The organism is Oligella sp. HMSC09E12, from assembly GCF_001808505.1.
Classification (GTDB): Bacteria; Pseudomonadota; Gammaproteobacteria; order Burkholderiales; family Burkholderiaceae_B; genus Oligella; species Oligella urethralis.
The window spans coordinates 192568-208525 of record NZ_KV793587.1 but is presented as its reverse complement, the minus strand read 5'-3'; the positions used below and the strand labels follow the sequence as shown (position 1 = coordinate 208525).

Genomic DNA, 15958 nt, shown 5'->3' with positions numbered 1-15958 from the left:
TAAAGGAAGGGGTCTTACGGCAATTGTTGATAAAGCCTATCCTTAGTGCACAGCATGATATAGTTAACGGTACTGATTGTAAATTGTATATGAGGACTATAGTTAATGAGTCAGCAAAATGATTTCGCTTTTGAACTACAAACACTAAAAGTTGGTGTTGTTTCGGTGAGTGACCGAGCTTCACAGGGGATCTATGAGGATGAGGGGCTACCTGGACTCAAGGCATGGTTAGATGCGGCGGTTATTAATCCTATCGAGTATGTGCCACGCCTCATTCCTGATGAGTTAGACCTAATTTCAATGACCCTGAGAGAATTAGCCGATGAGGAGCAATGCCATTTGATCCTAACCACCGGCGGTACCGGTCCCACCCCTCGTGATGTGACGCCTGAAGCGACCTTAGCTGTGGCCGAACGTGTCGTGCCAGGTTTTGGTGAGCAAATGCGCCAAATCTCATTAAACTTTATTCCAACCGGCATTATCTCCCGGCAAGTGGGTGTATTACGTGGCAGTAGCGTGATTCTGAACCTACCTGGACGTCCTAAAGCCATTGCTGAAACCCTAGGCGGGCTAAAGGACGAAGCGGGTAAGCAAAAAGTTCATGGCATTTTTGCTTCAGTCCCCTTTTGTATTGAGTCCGTTAGCGGTTTAAAGGTCCGATGCAGACCAGAAATATGTAATGCCGTCTATCCGGGCGAAAAATGGCAACCCCTATAATGCAGCCTCACGCCTAACATACTAAAGGCTCCATTATCATATGACGGAGCCTTTTAGCTTTTAGTTTTTAATGCCGACCTTAACCACCGGTTTTGGCCATAATGCGGATAATCTGCTCAGGTTTTTCGTTAAACTCGTGCTTTTCAGGCTTTAGTTCAATCGCTAATCGCAGCGCCTCCTCTAACTCCTCATCGGAACAGCCACTGCGTAAATAAGGCTTTAAGTCGAAGCTATCATTTTGGCCAAGGCACAGATGTAATACCCCATCAGCGGTCATACGAACGCGATTACAGGTCTCACAGAAATGCTGCGAGCGCGGCGTGATAAAACCTAGCGAAAAACTGCCATCTGCCGTTTCCCAATAACGTGCTGGCCCGCCACCTTGAATCCGCGTGGACTCGATCAAATGAAACTTGGACTGCGCCTCCTCAATGATTGACTGTAGATTGACGTAGTCTAAGCGCTGCCCCGTCACGCCCATGGGCATAACCTCAATTAAACGCAGGATGAAGCCATGATCCATACAAAAACGAATCATCTGCTCAATGTGCTGTGTATTAATCCCAGCCAGGGGCACCATATTAATCTTGGTCCGTTCAAAACCAGCTGCCTTCACCGCTGCTAGACCCGCCAACACCTTAGGCAAGGAGTCACTACCGCTAATATTTTTAACCACCTCAGGACTTAATGAATCTAAACTGATATTAAATCGAGTTAAGCCGGCGTCCTTTAAGGCTTGGGCATAGCGAGCGAGCTGCGTGGCATTGGTGGTCATGGAAAGATCCTCTACCCCATCAAGTGCAGCGAGACGGCGCACTAAATCAACCACATTTTTGCGTAGTAGTGGTTCGCCGCCAGTTAATCTGAAGCGTGAGGTACCTAAACGGGCAAAGGCCGCCACTACCCGTTCGATTTCATCAAAGCTCAGGTAGTTTTCTGCATGCTCAAACTCTGTAAAACCCTCAGGAATACAGTAGGTACAGCGCAAATCGCATTTATCGATTAAGGAAATGCGTAAGTACTCAATGCGCCGATTAAATCGATCTACCAACATGATTACGCCAATCCTTTAACTAGTGAATTCAATATAGTGTCAATTATAGCAGATACCCGACTAATATGATCGGGTATCTCCGTGGTGAATTTTAAGCCAATGCCATTACTTAGAGAGTAATTCTAATATCTCGCGATGATTCATTTTCCTGGCAATATCCAAGGCGCTGATGCCATCAAAGTTAACTGCGCGCGGATCTGCGCCAGCTTCAAGCAAGGCCTTCACCGCTTCAACATTGCGTGCACTGACTGACATCATTAAGGGATTGGAGCCGTCTGGCGCAGGTGAATTAGGCCATGCGCCATGATCTAATAAATACTTGACGATTTTAGCATTACCCTTAATCGCTGCATAATGAATCGGTGACCAACCGAGGTTATTCAATTGAGCACCATGCTTTACCAACAGTTGTACCCGTGCTAAATCATCGGCCAAAGCAGGATACATGATGGCCGTTTCATAGTAGCTATTTTGCTTATTAATATCGACTTTAGGGTGAGTTGCCAAGGCCTCAAAGCTTTTTAAGGCACCCTCTCGATACGCATAGATTAAAGCAGTGTGGCCGTCACCATTTAATATATTAGGATCCTGACCTCGTTCGATGGCATCAAGGAGTTTACTAACGCGATCGTTACGCACATCAACCCACCAGTCATTCGCAAGTGCTGGGCTTTGCAGACATAACAAAAGCATCAAGGCACTAATAAAAGCAAAAATTTGTTGTTTAACACCTAATCGCATAAAAATCATTCCTAATAAAAACGCGTTGTGACTACACCGTAGGGCGTTGCACTTTTTTAAATAAGTTGAAAAAGTTTTCCGTGGTTGCCTCTTTGACCTCTTGTACCGAAATTTGTTTCAATTCGGCAATTTTTTCGGCCACATAAATCACTAAGGAGGGATCATTACGCTTACCTCGATAAGGAACGGGCGCCAGATAGGGAGAGTCCGTCTCAATTAATAAACGATCAAGCGGAGTTTTAGTCGCCACCTCCTGAACCTGCTGCGCATTTTTGAAGGTGACAATACCTGACATAGAAATATAAAACCCTAAGGCCATTGCCTCTTGAGCCATTGCCCAATCCTCGGTAAAGCAATGCATCACACCAGCGCAACGCTCAGCCCCCTCTTCTTTCAGGATACGTAGCGTATCTTCTTTGGCCTCACGGGTATGAATAATTAATGGCACATCGGCAGCAATGGCTGCACGGATATGGGTTCTGAAACGATCTCTTTGCCAATCCAAAGGCTCTTTGCCCCAATAATAATCTAAACCAGTCTCACCGACCGCCACAATTTTTGGGTGCTTCAAATACTCGGCAAAATCCGCCTCACTGAGCTCCGGCGTATCCTCATATTGTGGGTGCACACCGATACTGGCCCATAAATGATCGTGCTCCTCTGCCAGCTTTAAAACACCGGGGAAGTTTGGCACCGATACGGAGATACAAAGTGCTAAACCCACATCATTTTGTTTCATGGCAGCAAGCACTTGCGCCTGATCCTCAACTAACTCGGGAAAATCTAAATGACAATGTGAATCGATAAACATAATAAAATGAAAAAAATTAAGATGTTCGCGCCAAGCACAGGAGCATCACCCGTTGTAAACATGCTTGGATTAATAAACGCTTATTAAAACTATGCGCCGCAGTCGCCTGCTCTTGCCTCAAAAAATCAAATAAATCGGCTATTTTATGCGCATCCAAAGCAGCAGCTATTTGCTGTGTGGATTGCGCTAATGCGGGAAAATAGCGCGCCTCTAAACCGTGATGATATAGCTGTAAATCCACAAAAAAACGCTGCAAACTATCAAGCCATTGCTCAGCTGCAATTTTATCCAGCTTATCAACATAGGACTGCATATCCGGTATCTCACGTGCAGCCAGGCTCTGTACAAAATCGCCTAGCCAATAGCGCAAAGGCTCATAAGCCGATGCACTTTGCTGCTTTGCTTTAAGAGGTGCCCCACCCGCTGCCGCCAAGGCATTTTCAGGATCAGCCACACCCTCTGAGCCTAACCACGCAACACTGCTCTCATGGTCCGGGATCGCTAAATGCAAACGTTGACAGCGCGACACAATAGTTGGTAAAAGCTTTTTTATGCTGTTACTAACAATTAAAAAGCGGGTATCGCCGATGGGCTCTTCCAGAATTTTTAAAATCGCATTAGCCGACTCAGTATTTAATCGCTCAGCCGGATAAATAATTAATACCTTAGCACCACCACGATGGGTGCTAAGGGTGAAAAAATTCTTTTGCTCTAAGGCCCGAATTTGTTGCACCCGGATCTGATTGGAAAGACTTTTAGTCGCTTCACTACTACTCGCCTCCTCTTCGTTTGGTGCTAAACCCAGTGCCTCATACATACTTTCGGGCACCACTATCCGCAAGTCGGGGTGATGATTAAGCGCTAACCAACGACAAGATTGACAGGCACCGCAGGCCTGGTGTGAGACCTTAGGGCTCTCACACAGCATGGCAGCGGCTGCGGCATGTGCAAACTGAAACTTGCCAATACCCTCTTCGCCATGAATTAGCCAAGCATGAGTAAAACGCTCATTTTGCCCTAACCATTGCTCGGCAAGCGCTTCCTGCCAAGGTAAAAATTGCGGTGTTGAATAGCTCATATTATTTGATAGGCGGGTGTAACAGATGGGCTTGTAAGCGCTCAGTGAGGCTTTGCTGAAGTGTCTCAGCAACCTGCGCCATGGGCTGACTGCTATCTATCACAAGAAAGCGCTGCGTTTCGGCCGCTGCTCGAGCTAAATAGGCGTCTCGCACCCGTTTAAAAAACACTTCTTCCTCTTGCTCAAAACGATCCAATTGACGTTCTGCTGCAATACGCTCACGTGCAATCTCTAAAGGCAAATCAAACAACAAGGTCAAATCCGGCTGTAAATTAGGGTGCACTAACTCGACTAAGGATTGAATTTTTTTGGCCTCAATCTGCCGCCCACCCCCTTGATAAGCAAAGGTGGAGTCACTAAAGCGGTCGCAAACCACTGCCTTACCAGCCAATAGCGCGGGCTTAATTACCTGATTCAAATGCTCTTGGCGCGCGGCAAACATCAATAACAGCTCGGTTTCTAAACTCATGTCCTCGCTCAGCAACAAATGCCGTAAGGTTTCAGCTAAGGGGGTACCACCAGGTTCGCGAGTACGGATAATCTCATAACCAAAGGACTCGATCGTTGTGGCAATCAAATCCATATGACTGCTTTTACCGGCCCCGTCCACGCCTTCAATTGTTAAGAATAAACCCCTCACCTAATCCCCTTTATTTAAGATAAAACGTTTAACATTTCGATTATGTTGCTGCAAATTTTCTGCAAACTCACTACTACCATCCCCACGCGACACAAAATAGTAAAAACTATGCTCAGCCGGCTGACTAGCCGCTGTCAATGCCGCTAAACCCGGATTGGCGATGGGTGTCGGTGGTAACCCAGCGCGGGTGTAGGTATTCCACGGCGTATCCGTCTGTAAATCTACCTTACGTATGCGCCCCTGATACTTATCACCCATCCCATAAATCACCGTTGGATCGGTTTGTAATAGCATATTGGCCTTCAAGCGATTAGTAAAAACACCGGCGATGGTATCCCTATCACTAGCCAAACCTGTTTCCTTTTCAATGATGGAGGCCATTATCAATAGTTCATAGGGATTTTTATAAGGACTGTCTGGATTACGACTATCCCAAGCCGCTTGCAAATGACTTTGAGACTGCACATACGCTCGACGTAAGATATCAAAATCCGTATCACCCGGTACAAACACATAAGTGTCGGGGTAAAAAATTCCCTCTAGCGAGTTATAGCTACTGCCCAATTTAGCTAACAATTCCTCGGGCTTAGTGGCATCCAAGGTCACTGTAATGTCTGGATTAGCCTGAATACGCTCAATAAACTGCTTGGTGGTATGCCCCTCAATCAATGCAATGCGACGTTGACTCATATCACCACTGGCAATGCGCTCCAACACATCCAAGGGCGTGTCACCGGACTTAATCTCATAAGCACCCGCTTTAATCATACGATCCTGTCCTGTGTAACGACCGTATAAAATCATTAATGGCGCATGCTTGAGAATACCCTCACGCTCAAGCAAGCTAACCACAGTACGTAAGCTATCACCGCGTTTAATATGAAAATCATAAACACTGTCATTCAGCGTAACTGGGGTTTTAGACCAGTGATAAGCATAGTATGCAGCGACTGAACTCAGAATCAGGCTCAGTACGACAACTGGTAATATGAGGTACTTTAAAATCTTTGACATACGACCCGTAGTAAAAATACTCCCTTATGAATGGATCAATTTTAACAGTTTCGATTGTTTGGTGTTTACTTTGGACTCAAGCAATCTTAAGCCTTTGTAAATAAGTCGAACAAGCGTTACTGAGTACGACGATCAAAGCCCAATCACTAAAAGCATGGCATACTGTAACAAAGCAATAATTTACGCTAAACATCGTGGAGCTATTTATGTCTGATTCTTCTTTACCAGTAGTTAATTATGCGCTATTGGATGATTTTGCCCTAGTTAAGGCAAGTGGCGCCGATGCCGCTGAGTTTTTACAAAATCAACTAACCCAGGATATTAAGCAAGTTAGCACGGAACAAGCACGGCTTAGCGCCTGGTGTAATGCCAAGGGTCGTAGCCTAGCTAGCTTTATTTGCTGGCAAGATGCCGAGGCGGATGATAGTTATTATTTACTTCTAAAAAAAGATCTGTTGGACACGACCTTAAAGCGTTTAAAAATGTTTATTCTTCGCAATAAGGTAGTATTAGAAGAGGTGCCCAGCTCAATGCTGGCTTTATGGTCTAGCAATCATGAGCTGGAAATTGCGCCAGAAAAGCTTGCTCAGAAGGCGAATTTTGCCGTTTATCAGCATGATTTACAGCAATGGATTCGCTTCCCTTCAAAAGCCACTGAACAACGCTATCTGGTGATCTCACGCGGTCAGCAAAGCGCAGAAGTCACCACGCACCAATACCTACCTCAACAAAGTGATTTTGAATGGGCACCGGCTGCCGCAGCTTATTGGTCAGCCTTAGATATTATGAATGGCGTGGCTTGGGTGGAGCAGGCAAATTACGAAGCCTTTATTCCGCAGAGCATTAACTATGATGCAATAGGTGCCGTTAGCTTTAAAAAAGGGTGCTTCCCCGGTCAAGAGGTGGTAGCACGCAGTCACTATCGTGGCACGCTCAAGCGTCGCAGCTATATCGGCTTTAGTGGCAATAGCAGCGACGACATTCAGGTTGGCACAGATATCTATCAAGCTGATCAACCCGTGGGTCAAGTAGTCAACATCGCCAGATTGCCTGCCGCAGAAGGCACGTGGGTACTATTTGAAACACGTTTAGAAGCGGTTGATGGCACGCAGACAGAACCTCTGCATCTGGGCGCTGCTGACGGCCCAGTGCTCAACGTACAGGCACCACCCTACTCGCTTGAAAAACCTGAAAACTAACGGTGTAACTACTTAGGGGATGCCTTTAAAGACATCCCCTAATCACTTAATCTAGTTTAAATGCTTCGGCAGCTCCAGCCGACCACGGAGCTTCAAAATACTCATAGACCTTATTGATATCGACTTCATCAATGGCTTGATAGCGCCATTGAGGCTTGCGATCCTTATCAATTAATAAGGCACGAACCCCCTCTTGGAACATACCGTCGGCAGAGCAATGTAAGGCCACAATATACTCTAACTCAAACACCTCCTTTAAGGACATGTGCTTGCTATAGTCCTGTAGCGTCAGTCCTAATGCCACGGCAAAAGCTGAACCACGTAACATCGTGGTCGCAGCACGTGAGAGCCATTCATTGTCATGCTCAACTAACTTAGCGATACCTTCATAAACCCGCTTATAGTCACGCACATCGCATATCTCATCAATCAAGGCTGCATGCTGTTGCAATGGTCCTTCAACACGTGGGGTAGTATAAGCAAATTGACTTAAGACATCATGAATTAAATCATCACGTTCAATACGGGTTCGACGCTTACATGGGTAGCTAGGCCAAACTTGGGCAGCAAGGGCCTTAACAAAAGTATCCCAAGCATCGCTGGTCATGGCATAATCGGCTAAGCCGCTAAATAAGGCATCATCGCTATTGACAATGGCACCGGTGGCCGCTAAAAAACGACCGCTATGACCGCTAAGCCGTGGTAATAACCAACTACCGCCCACATCCGGGAATAGGCCAATCGTCACCTCAGGCATGGCTAAACGGGCATCATCACTGACAATACGATGACTGCCACCAGACAAAAGTCCGATACCACCACCCATTACAATGCCGCGACCCCACACAATCACAGGCTTTGGATAGCAATGTAGATAATAATCTAAGCGATACTCGGTGCTGAAAAAATCAACCGCATATTGATTAGCCAAGGGCTCACCGCTTTGGTTTTCAAGCATCCCCTGATACACGCTAGTAATATCACCACCCGCACAAAACGCCTTCTCACCGGCCGCAGCCAATATCACCGCCACGACTTGCTCATCTTGCTCCCACTGCTTTAATTGTGTATAAAGCATCTCTGCCATCTGCAGATCCAAGCTATTTAATACCTGAGGGCGATTCAAGGTAGCAACGGCGATTAATTTATCACCACTTTCAATTGTTGAAAACAACACCACATCACTCATACTTTCTCCTCCTAAGCTCATATCTTTATGTTCGATATATTCGAAACGTCGGGAGCGGTCAGGCTTTAAATGCTTCTTTTTGAGAATACCGGCCTTTCTATGGGCGGCCCGACGCCGTCGCGACTCCATTGGATCAAAGTTTAATTCTCTATAGACTTCAACTCTGTCACCTGCTGCGACATTGTGACTCAACGATTTTACTAAGCCGAAGATGCCAACACCATGAAGCTGGCTCCTAAGCTCGGGAAACTCCCTATATATATTGCTTTGCTGTAAGGCATCAGCTATAGTCACAGGCGCTGTCAGCTGCAATTGCTGTTGCCAAATACGATCAGGGGTGGCTGCATACACGATCTCTATCGTGAACAGCGCTGAATCAGAATGCCTCACCATACTGCTGCTCTGCTCTTTTGGTAAAGGAATCAATAAAACTGTTAGCCACTTTATTAAAAATGGGTCCTAAAATAAACTCCAACGGTCGGCTATTAAAAGCGTAATTTAGAGTAAACTCCACTTTACAGGCATCCTCGGCCAAGGGGGTAAAGATCCAATCCCCAGTCAGTGATGAAAAAGGCCCATCCACTAGATCCAGATGAATCTGATGCGGATAGTCGTGGGTATTACGTGTCGTAAAGGTATGCTTAATCTTTGACAGTGCGATGGTCACTGAGCCGACGAGTCCGCCATCGAAGCGCTCCTTAATCTCTGAGCCGCCACACCAAGGCATAAACTCCTCGTACTTATCGACATCAGCCACTAAATTAAACATCTGCTCGGCACTATAAGGGACTAAGACACTGCGTTTGACGGTATGCATAGAAATAAAATCGATAAATAGAATGATTGATGGCAAAAAGCTACTCTTCTGATTAGAATAGATAATTGACAAAAATTTTACAGGTGGGCTATATTTTAACGCCCTATAGCAAATAAAACACAGAATTAAATAGAATGACCAGGATTGCTGATAATAGAAAAGCACGACACGATTACTTTATCGAGGAAGAGTTTGAAGCCGGCATGGTGCTTGAGGGCTGGGAGGTTAAAGCCATCCGTGCTGGACGCACGCAAATCGGTGAAAGCCACATTGTGATTCGTAATGGCGAGTTATTTGTACTCAATATGCTGATTAGCCCACTTGGTACCGCCTCCACCCATATCCGCCCAGACGCCAGTCGCACCCGCAAACTGCTGATGCACAAACACGAGATTAATAAATTAATTGGTCGCGTAGAGCAACGTGGCTTTACCCTGGTGCCCTTAAACCTTTATTACAAAAACGGTCTCATAAAAATGACCGTGGGCCTAGCCAAGGGTAAAAAGCAACATGACAAACGCGCCACCATCAAAGAACGTGCTTGGGAGCGAGAAAAGGCCCGGATTATGAAAAATGATACGCGCTAAACAATCAGGCTGCTATTCATCTAGAATAACAGCCTTTAATTTTTACTGCTTGTCGTTATTTTTTACCACCGTCATAGCACTCGCAACTAAGCTACTGATATCCGATAAATTCGACGGGATAATCAGACTATTTCCCTTTTGTGCTAATTGGGAGAAAGCAGAAATATAGTTTTCTGCTACCTGTAAGTTAACCGCAGCCATACCGCCAGGTTCCTGAATGGCTTGGGCGACTTTTTTAATCGCTTCGGCCGTTGCATCAGCTACCGTTACGACGGCTTCTGCCTCACCCTGCGCCTGATTAATCTGCATCTGACGATCACCCTCAGAACGTGCAATCGCAGCCGCTCTTTCACCCTCAGCAATATTAATCTGCTCTTGGCGGCGCCCTTCTGAGGCCGCAATCAAGGCACGCTTTTCGCGCTCAGCGGTAATTTGTGCCTGCATCGCATGCAGAATCTCTTTAGGTGGGGTTAAATCCTTAATCTCATAGCGTAATACCTTCACGCCCCAGTTGGTGGCTGCCTCATCTAATGAAGAAACCACTTTGCTGTTAATCAATTCACGCTCTTCAAAGGTGCGGTCTAACTCCATCTTACCGATAACCGAACGTAAGGTCGTTTGAGAAAGCTGGGTAATCGCTAAAATATAATTAGAAGAACCGTAGGATGCCAACATAGCATCAGTCACTTGGAAGTACAGCACCCCATCCACCTGCAATTGCGTATTATCCCGCGTGATACATACCTGACTGGGGACATCAAGGGGAATTTCCTTAAGTGAATGCTTATAAGCCACCTTTTCAATAAACGGAATCACTAAACGTGGTCCTGGGCTTAAAGTACGGTCATAGCGCCCCAAGCGCTCCACCACCCAAGCATGCTGTTGAGGCACAATGGCAACAGACTTAACGAGAAAAATAACGACTAATACCAGTAGGATTAGCCAAAAACTTAGTAAATCAGCCACAACTAGATCTCTCCAAAAGGTTCTACAATTAAAACAATGCCTCGCACAGCCACGATACGATGCTTGCCGGGGCTAAGCGCTGTATAGTGCTCCGCCGGTTTAACCTGCCATGTGGCGCCCCTGAAGCTGACTTGTGCTTGACGACGCTCAGCTTGCCATGCTTCTACAAAAACAGAACGACCTATATCCAGATTTAGATTAGCATCTGACTCACTGGCTAAGGGATTACGCAGATGAAACTTGCCCATGCGCTTCATAATGAAAATCCCCAATACCGGCACAATGGCTAACACGGCTAATTGCACAATAAAATCCAATGCTAACCACGTCGCAATACCGGCAGCAAAAGCACCTAAACCGATTAGCAATAATACAAAAGTGCCGCTAAGCAACTCTAATATCACTGCCACCACAGCAATCGCAAACCAAATCCACATAGAAGCGCCTTAACAAAAATTAATTAACGGCTAATAACTCGACTTCAAACACTAAGGTCGCATTAGGCGGAATCACACCACCAGCACCGTAGGCACCATAGCCTAAGCTGGCAGGAATCGTCAGCTTACGCACACCACCGACCTTCATTCCCTGTACACCACGGTCCCAACCCTTAATCACATGACCTGCGCCTAAAGGAAAACTAAAAGGCTGATTGCGGTCCTTGCTGGAGTCAAACTTTTGACCACCGTCCAATAACCAACCAGTGTAATGTACTGTCACCTCTTGACCCGCTTTAGCCTCTTCGCCATTACCTACGGTCAAATCCTCAATCATTAATTCAGACATCAATATCTCCTATCAATTTTCATCATAGCAAAGGTAGTTTACCTGAAGATGAATTATCACATAAAAAAATCCCACTAAACCAGCAAGGATTAGTGGGAATATAAAAGCATCGGGCTTTAAACTAAAGAATAGAATTAGCCTTGCTGCTCAGCAAGTTTTTGCCATGTATCAACCACCGTATCTGGGTTAAGTGACATGGAAACAATTCCCTCTTTTTGGAGCCATAAGGCTAAGTCTGGGTGATCACTCGGGCCTTGACCACAAATACCGACATATTTACCGGCTTTGATACACGCTTGAATTGCACGAGACAGCATAAACTGCACCGCCTCATCACGCTCATCAAAGTCAGCCATCAGGATCTCCATACCGGAGTCACGATCCAAGCCCAAGGTTAATTGGGTCATATCGTTCGAACCGATGGAGAAGCCATCAAAGTGCTCTAAGAACTGCTCAGCTAAAATGGCATTTGACGGCACCTCACACATCATAATTACGCGCAAGCCGTTTTCACCACGTTTTAAGCCATTGGCTGCTAATAAGTCAATCACACGCTCTGCCTGACTCACAGTACGCACAAATGGGATCATTAATTCAACATTATCCAAGCCCATTTCATCACGTACTTTTTTCAGTGCTTCGCACTCCATGCGGAAACACTCAGCAAAGTCATCGGCTAGGTAACGTGATGCACCGCGGAAGCCTAACATCGGGTTTTCTTCCTCAGGCTCGTAGCGTGAACCACCAACTAATTTGCGGTACTCATTAGACTTAAAGTCTGACATACGTACAATCACTGTCTTCGGATAGAAGGCGGCGGCAATGGTGGCCACGCCCTCGGCTAATTTCTCAACGAAGAAAGCGCGTGGGCTAGCATAACCGCGTGCTGCTGACTCTACTGCTTGCTTTAATTCAGGATCAACATTGGGGTAGTCTAATACCGCTTTAGGGTGGACATTAATATTGTTATTAATAATAAACTCTAAGCGCGCTAGACCCACACCTTTGTTAGGGATACGGGAGAAGTCAAAGGCTAACTGCGGGTTACCGACGTTCATCATCACCTTGATGGGGATCTCAGGCATTTCACCACGCTTGATTTCCTCAATTTCAGTTTCTAATAAACCGTCATAAATACGACCCTCATCACCCTCGGCACAAGAAACCGTCACTTCCTGACCGTTTTTAAGTAGTTCAGTTGCTTCACCGCAACCTACAACCGCAGGAATACCTAATTCACGCGCAATAATCGCAGCGTGACATGTACGACCACCGCGATTAGTCACAATAGCGGAAGCCACTTTCATCACTGGTTCCCAGTTTGGATCGGTCATATCGGTTACTAAAATATCACCGGCTTGTACCTGATCCATCTCAGACACATCATGAATAATGCGAACCTTACCAGCACCGATTTTTTGGCCAATGGCACGACCAGTCAAAATCACATCACCTGTGGTTTTAAGCTTAAAGCGCTGCTGTACATCCTGCTTTGATTGTTGAGATTTAACAGTCTCAGGACGGGCTTGTAAGATGTAAATCTTACCGTCGATACCGTCACGACCCCACTCAATATCCATTGGACGCTGGTAGTGCTTTTCAATAATAACTGCGTATTTCGCTAATTCAATTACCTCTTCATCTGTAATAGAGAAGCGATTGCGCTCGGAGGTCGGAACATCGACGGTACGTACGGCGTTTTCACCTGGTGCACGATGCTCTTTAAACTCCATCTTAATCAATTTAGAACCAATGTGACGGCTCACAATCGGATACTTACCGGCCTCTAATGTCGGTTTGTAAACGTAGAATTCGTCAGGGTTAACCGCACCCTGCACCACCGTTTCACCCAGACCGTAGGATGAGGTTACAAACACCACATCCTCAAAGCCTGACTCGGTATCCAAAGTGAACATCACGCCCGAGCTACCGCTATCAGAGCGCACCATGCGCTGAACCCCTGCCGATAAAGCCACGTCATCATGACGATAGCCCTTGTGTACACGGTAAGAAATCGCACGATCGTTATAAAGAGAGGCAAATACGTGGTGAATTTTATCAAGCACGTCATCAATGCCGGCAACGTTAAGGAAGGTCTCCTGCTGACCAGCAAATGAAGCATCTGGTAAGTCCTCGGCTGTGGCTGAAGAACGCACTGCAAAAGTACCCTTGCCATCAGCATCCAACTCAGCATAAGCCTTGCGAATTTGCTGCTCAAGCTCCGCATGGAACGGTGTCTCGATAATCCACTGACGGATTTCTTGACCAGCTTCGGCGAGTTCGCGCACATCATCTGGATTTAAACGAGCAAGGCGCTCGCTGATACGCTTATCAAGATCGGACTGCTTTAAGTAGTCACGAAACGCTTGGGCAGTGGTAGCAAAACCACCTGGCACACGTACGCCTGCGGAAGCCAACTGGCTAATCATCTCACCGAGTGATGCGTTTTTACCGCCGACCACATCGACGTCACACATGCGACACTGCTCAAAAGGAAGAACGTAAGTCATAAAACATACCTCAAAGATAAAAAAGCTTATTTGTTCAAAAAAACACGTTTTGCTGAACAAATAGGCCTTTTGGTGTAACAATACTACTTGAGATAAAGTGTAAACATCATCAATCCGTCATCTAATTAGGCTATCATTGTAGCCCATTCTTCACTCCAGGGAAAAGGTTTTATCTATGCAATTACAAAAGCGCACTGTTTTCATCGTTTCTGATGGCACTGGCATCACTGCTGAGACTTTCGGACATTCAGTGTTGTCGCAGTTTACTCATAAATTTACCTTTCAACAAGAGCGTGAGCCTTTTGTGAATACGGTTGAACGCGCCCAAGAAATTGCGACACGTATTAATAGCACGGCTGAGCTGGATAAGCTACCGCCCATTGTTTTTAGCACCATTGTAGATGAGGACATTAACACTCACCTGCGCCATAGCAATTGCATCTATATGGATATTTTTGGGGCTTGTGTGCGCCAACTCGAAGAAAGTCTGCAGACCAAATCTAACCCGGCGATCGGTCGTTCGCACGTGAGTGCCAGTTCCGACGAATACCGTCGTCGCATTGAAGCGATCAATTTCACGCTGGCCCATGATGACGGTCAGTTTGTGCATGATTTAGAGCATGCGGACGTGATTTTTGTTGGTGTTTCACGTTGTGGTAAAACCCCAACAAGTTTATACCTGGCTATGCAGTATTCAATTAAGGCAGCAAATTTTCCTTTGATCCCTGAGGATTTTGACCGCGGCACCTTACCAGATACCCTATTACCGCACCGTCATAAGCTCTTTGGCTTATCGATTAATCCAGAGCGTTTGTATGAGGTACGACAAGAACGTCGTCCCGGTAGCGCCTATGCCGAACTCGATCAATGTAAATACGAGGTGGCTGAAGCGGAGCGGATGATGCGCCGTGAAAATATCGCATGGCTATCAACCACCACCAAATCCATTGAAGAAATCTCAACCACGGTCTTAAAAATTCTGAATCTTGACCGTAAAAGCTACTAGCGCTTAAGTACTAGCTAACTTGGGCTAAACGCTGTCTACGTTGCTCAAATAAAATAATGCCACAAGCCACTGCCACGTTTAAGGATTCGACCGCCTCAGCTTGAGGAATAAAAACTTCCGCCGTGGCTTGTGCTAATAACTCTCGACTCACGCCCTGCCCTTCATTACCCAAGAGCCAAGCACATTCCCTAGCCAAATCCAGCGCATACAAGGACCTGGCTGCATCACTTAAGGCAGTGGCATAAATTGGTAGCTTGAGCTTATTTACTAAGACCGTTAAATCTACCTCAGTAAAAATAGTGATCGCAAAATGTGCACCCTGAGCACTACGTAACACTTTCGGCGACCATGCTTTGACCGTGCCACTGGAGAGTACTAACTGCTTAATACCGGCTGCCGCCACGGTACGGATGATCGTGCCCAAATTCCCCGGATCCTGCACCCTATCAACTAGAACCATGGTTTTGTCCACTAAAAGCTCATCCAAGGGGCGTTGCGCTGGCTCAATTAAAAAGATCACCCCTTGCGGACTCGGCACATCACATAATTGCTTAAATAACTGATCCGCTAATATCGTAGGGCTAGTATTTAAGCACTGATAGAGCTGCATTAGTTCACTATTCGCCTCATTAGCCGCCTTACTTAAGGCAGAGGCTTGAAAAATGGCTGCTTTTAGCTGCGCACCATCCGCCTTAGCTAAAAAATCCTGACACAAATGAATCCCTTCCAACAAGCACAGTGCTTTTTCTTTATTCTGTGAGATTTTAACTAAGCGCTTAAAAAAGGCATTGTTTTTTGAATCGATTAGCTTAGCGTCAGAAAACATAATACAACTCCTGGGAC

At 46.0% G+C, this 15958-nt stretch carries 17 protein-coding genes; 4 read left to right on the top strand and 13 right to left on the bottom strand.

What is annotated here, in order from left to right; all coding sequences use genetic code 11:
• Positions 1–105 precede the first annotated feature (105 nt).
• Entirely contained in the window at positions 106–717 is a 612-nt protein-coding gene (mog, locus tag HMPREF3179_RS07730) for a molybdopterin adenylyltransferase (RefSeq protein WP_070470491.1), read from the top strand.
• A gap of 79 nt (positions 718–796) precedes the next feature.
• Here the strand turns inward: mog and moaA are convergent, their stop codons facing one another.
• The 6 genes from moaA to mltG all read right to left on the bottom strand — a co-directional run bounded on the left by moaA (position 797) and on the right by mltG (position 6055).
• On the bottom strand, positions 797–1771 hold the full coding sequence (moaA, locus tag HMPREF3179_RS07725; protein ID WP_070470488.1) for a GTP 3',8-cyclase MoaA: 975 nt from the start codon (positions 1769–1771) through the stop codon (positions 797–799).
• A 105-nt stretch (positions 1772–1876) separates the two neighbouring features.
• Complete coding sequence (locus tag HMPREF3179_RS07720) at positions 1877–2512, bottom strand: ankyrin repeat domain-containing protein (protein WP_083290726.1); 636 nt, start codon at positions 2510–2512, stop codon at positions 1877–1879.
• Between the two features lie 31 nt (positions 2513–2543).
• Positions 2544–3323, bottom strand: coding sequence for a TatD family hydrolase (locus HMPREF3179_RS07715; RefSeq protein ID WP_070470486.1), 780 nt, complete (start codon positions 3321–3323; stop codon positions 2544–2546).
• A 16-nt stretch (positions 3324–3339) separates the two neighbouring features.
• Positions 3340–4401 carry a DNA polymerase III subunit delta' gene (gene holB, locus HMPREF3179_RS07710; protein ID WP_018026643.1) on the bottom strand — a complete coding sequence of 354 codons (1062 nt, stop codon included), beginning with the start codon at positions 4399–4401 and terminating at the stop codon, positions 3340–3342.
• Position 4402: 1 nt separating this feature from the next.
• Entirely contained in the window at positions 4403–5041 is a 639-nt protein-coding gene (tmk, locus tag HMPREF3179_RS07705; protein ID WP_018026642.1) for a dTMP kinase, read from the bottom strand.
• Positions 5042–6055, bottom strand: a complete 1014-nt coding sequence (mltG, locus tag HMPREF3179_RS07700) for an endolytic transglycosylase MltG (protein WP_070470484.1) — start codon at positions 6053–6055, stop codon at positions 5042–5044. It lies immediately after the preceding gene.
• A gap of 206 nt (positions 6056–6261) precedes the next feature.
• Between mltG and HMPREF3179_RS07695 the strand changes: the two genes are divergently transcribed.
• Entirely contained in the window at positions 6262–7254 is a 993-nt protein-coding gene (locus HMPREF3179_RS07695) for a CAF17-like 4Fe-4S cluster assembly/insertion protein YgfZ (protein ID WP_036559832.1), read from the top strand.
• Positions 7255–7300: 46 nt separating this feature from the next.
• Here the strand turns inward: HMPREF3179_RS07695 and HMPREF3179_RS07690 are convergent, their stop codons facing one another.
• Together HMPREF3179_RS07690 and HMPREF3179_RS07685 are read right to left on the bottom strand one after the other, a co-directional pair.
• Complete coding sequence (locus HMPREF3179_RS07690) at positions 7301–8836, bottom strand: RnfH family protein (protein ID WP_083290725.1); 1536 nt, start codon at positions 8834–8836, stop codon at positions 7301–7303.
• On the bottom strand, positions 8820–9260 hold the full coding sequence (locus HMPREF3179_RS07685) for a type II toxin-antitoxin system RatA family toxin (RefSeq protein ID WP_026156858.1): 441 nt from the start codon (positions 9258–9260) through the stop codon (positions 8820–8822). Before HMPREF3179_RS07685 ends, HMPREF3179_RS07690 begins: the two co-directional genes overlap by 17 nt.
• Positions 9261–9394: 134 nt before the next feature.
• On the opposite strand from HMPREF3179_RS07685, the gene smpB reads away from it, so the two are divergent.
• Positions 9395–9847 carry an SsrA-binding protein SmpB gene (smpB, locus tag HMPREF3179_RS07680; protein WP_070470482.1) on the top strand — a complete coding sequence of 151 codons (453 nt, stop codon included), beginning with the start codon at positions 9395–9397 and terminating at the stop codon, positions 9845–9847.
• A gap of 42 nt (positions 9848–9889) precedes the next feature.
• Here the strand turns inward: smpB and HMPREF3179_RS07675 are convergent, their stop codons facing one another.
• The 4 genes from HMPREF3179_RS07675 to ppsA form a co-directional block, all read right to left on the bottom strand.
• Positions 9890–10813 carry an SPFH domain-containing protein gene (locus HMPREF3179_RS07675; protein WP_018026635.1) on the bottom strand — a complete coding sequence of 308 codons (924 nt, stop codon included), beginning with the start codon at positions 10811–10813 and terminating at the stop codon, positions 9890–9892.
• 2 nt (positions 10814–10815) lie between these two features.
• Positions 10816–11250, bottom strand: coding sequence for an NfeD family protein (locus HMPREF3179_RS07670; RefSeq protein WP_018026634.1), 435 nt, complete (start codon positions 11248–11250; stop codon positions 10816–10818).
• Between the two features lie 19 nt (positions 11251–11269).
• Positions 11270–11599, bottom strand: a complete 330-nt coding sequence (locus tag HMPREF3179_RS07665) for an FKBP-type peptidyl-prolyl cis-trans isomerase (protein WP_018026633.1) — start codon at positions 11597–11599, stop codon at positions 11270–11272.
• 134 nt (positions 11600–11733) lie between these two features.
• Positions 11734–14109 carry a phosphoenolpyruvate synthase gene (gene ppsA / locus HMPREF3179_RS07660; protein ID WP_070470519.1) on the bottom strand — a complete coding sequence of 792 codons (2376 nt, stop codon included), beginning with the start codon at positions 14107–14109 and terminating at the stop codon, positions 11734–11736.
• A 175-nt stretch (positions 14110–14284) separates the two neighbouring features.
• On the opposite strand from ppsA, the gene HMPREF3179_RS07655 reads away from it, so the two are divergent.
• Positions 14285–15115, top strand: a complete 831-nt coding sequence (locus tag HMPREF3179_RS07655) for a posphoenolpyruvate synthetase regulatory kinase/phosphorylase PpsR (protein ID WP_018026631.1) — start codon at positions 14285–14287, stop codon at positions 15113–15115.
• A 10-nt stretch (positions 15116–15125) separates the two neighbouring features.
• Here the strand turns inward: HMPREF3179_RS07655 and HMPREF3179_RS07650 are convergent, their stop codons facing one another.
• Entirely contained in the window at positions 15126–15941 is an 816-nt protein-coding gene (locus HMPREF3179_RS07650) for a TrmH family RNA methyltransferase (protein WP_070470480.1), read from the bottom strand.
• Positions 15942–15958: the final 17 nt, after the last annotated feature.

What these genes read in the sequence shown, in the direction of transcription:
- mog (WP_070470491.1), top strand. Translation starts at nt 106, where the DNA reads ATGAGTCAGCAAAATGATTTCGCTTTTGAACTACAAACACTAAAAGTT.
- moaA (WP_070470488.1), bottom strand. Translation starts at nt 1,771, where the DNA reads ATGTTGGTAGATCGATTTAATCGGCGCATTGAGTACTTACGCATTTCC.
- HMPREF3179_RS07720 (WP_083290726.1), bottom strand. Translation starts at nt 2,512, where the DNA reads ATGCGATTAGGTGTTAAACAACAAATTTTTGCTTTTATTAGTGCCTTG.
- HMPREF3179_RS07715 (WP_070470486.1), bottom strand. Translation starts at nt 3,323, where the DNA reads ATGTTTATCGATTCACATTGTCATTTAGATTTTCCCGAGTTAGTTGAG.
- holB (WP_018026643.1), bottom strand. Translation starts at nt 4,401, where the DNA reads ATGAGCTATTCAACACCGCAATTTTTACCTTGGCAGGAAGCGCTTGCC.
- mltG (WP_070470484.1), bottom strand. Translation starts at nt 6,055, where the DNA reads ATGTCAAAGATTTTAAAGTACCTCATATTACCAGTTGTCGTACTGAGC.
- HMPREF3179_RS07695 (WP_036559832.1), top strand. Translation starts at nt 6,262, where the DNA reads ATGTCTGATTCTTCTTTACCAGTAGTTAATTATGCGCTATTGGATGAT.
- HMPREF3179_RS07690 (WP_083290725.1), bottom strand. Translation starts at nt 8,836, where the DNA reads ATGGTGAGGCATTCTGATTCAGCGCTGTTCACGATAGAGATCGTGTAT.
- HMPREF3179_RS07685 (WP_026156858.1), bottom strand. Translation starts at nt 9,260, where the DNA reads ATGCATACCGTCAAACGCAGTGTCTTAGTCCCTTATAGTGCCGAGCAG.
- smpB (WP_070470482.1), top strand. Translation starts at nt 9,395, where the DNA reads ATGACCAGGATTGCTGATAATAGAAAAGCACGACACGATTACTTTATC.
- HMPREF3179_RS07670 (WP_018026634.1), bottom strand. Translation starts at nt 11,250, where the DNA reads ATGTGGATTTGGTTTGCGATTGCTGTGGTGGCAGTGATATTAGAGTTG.
- HMPREF3179_RS07665 (WP_018026633.1), bottom strand. Translation starts at nt 11,599, where the DNA reads ATGTCTGAATTAATGATTGAGGATTTGACCGTAGGTAATGGCGAAGAG.
- ppsA (WP_070470519.1), bottom strand. Translation starts at nt 14,109, where the DNA reads ATGACTTACGTTCTTCCTTTTGAGCAGTGTCGCATGTGTGACGTCGAT.
- HMPREF3179_RS07655 (WP_018026631.1), top strand. Translation starts at nt 14,285, where the DNA reads ATGCAATTACAAAAGCGCACTGTTTTCATCGTTTCTGATGGCACTGGC.
- HMPREF3179_RS07650 (WP_070470480.1), bottom strand. Translation starts at nt 15,941, where the DNA reads ATGTTTTCTGACGCTAAGCTAATCGATTCAAAAAACAATGCCTTTTTT.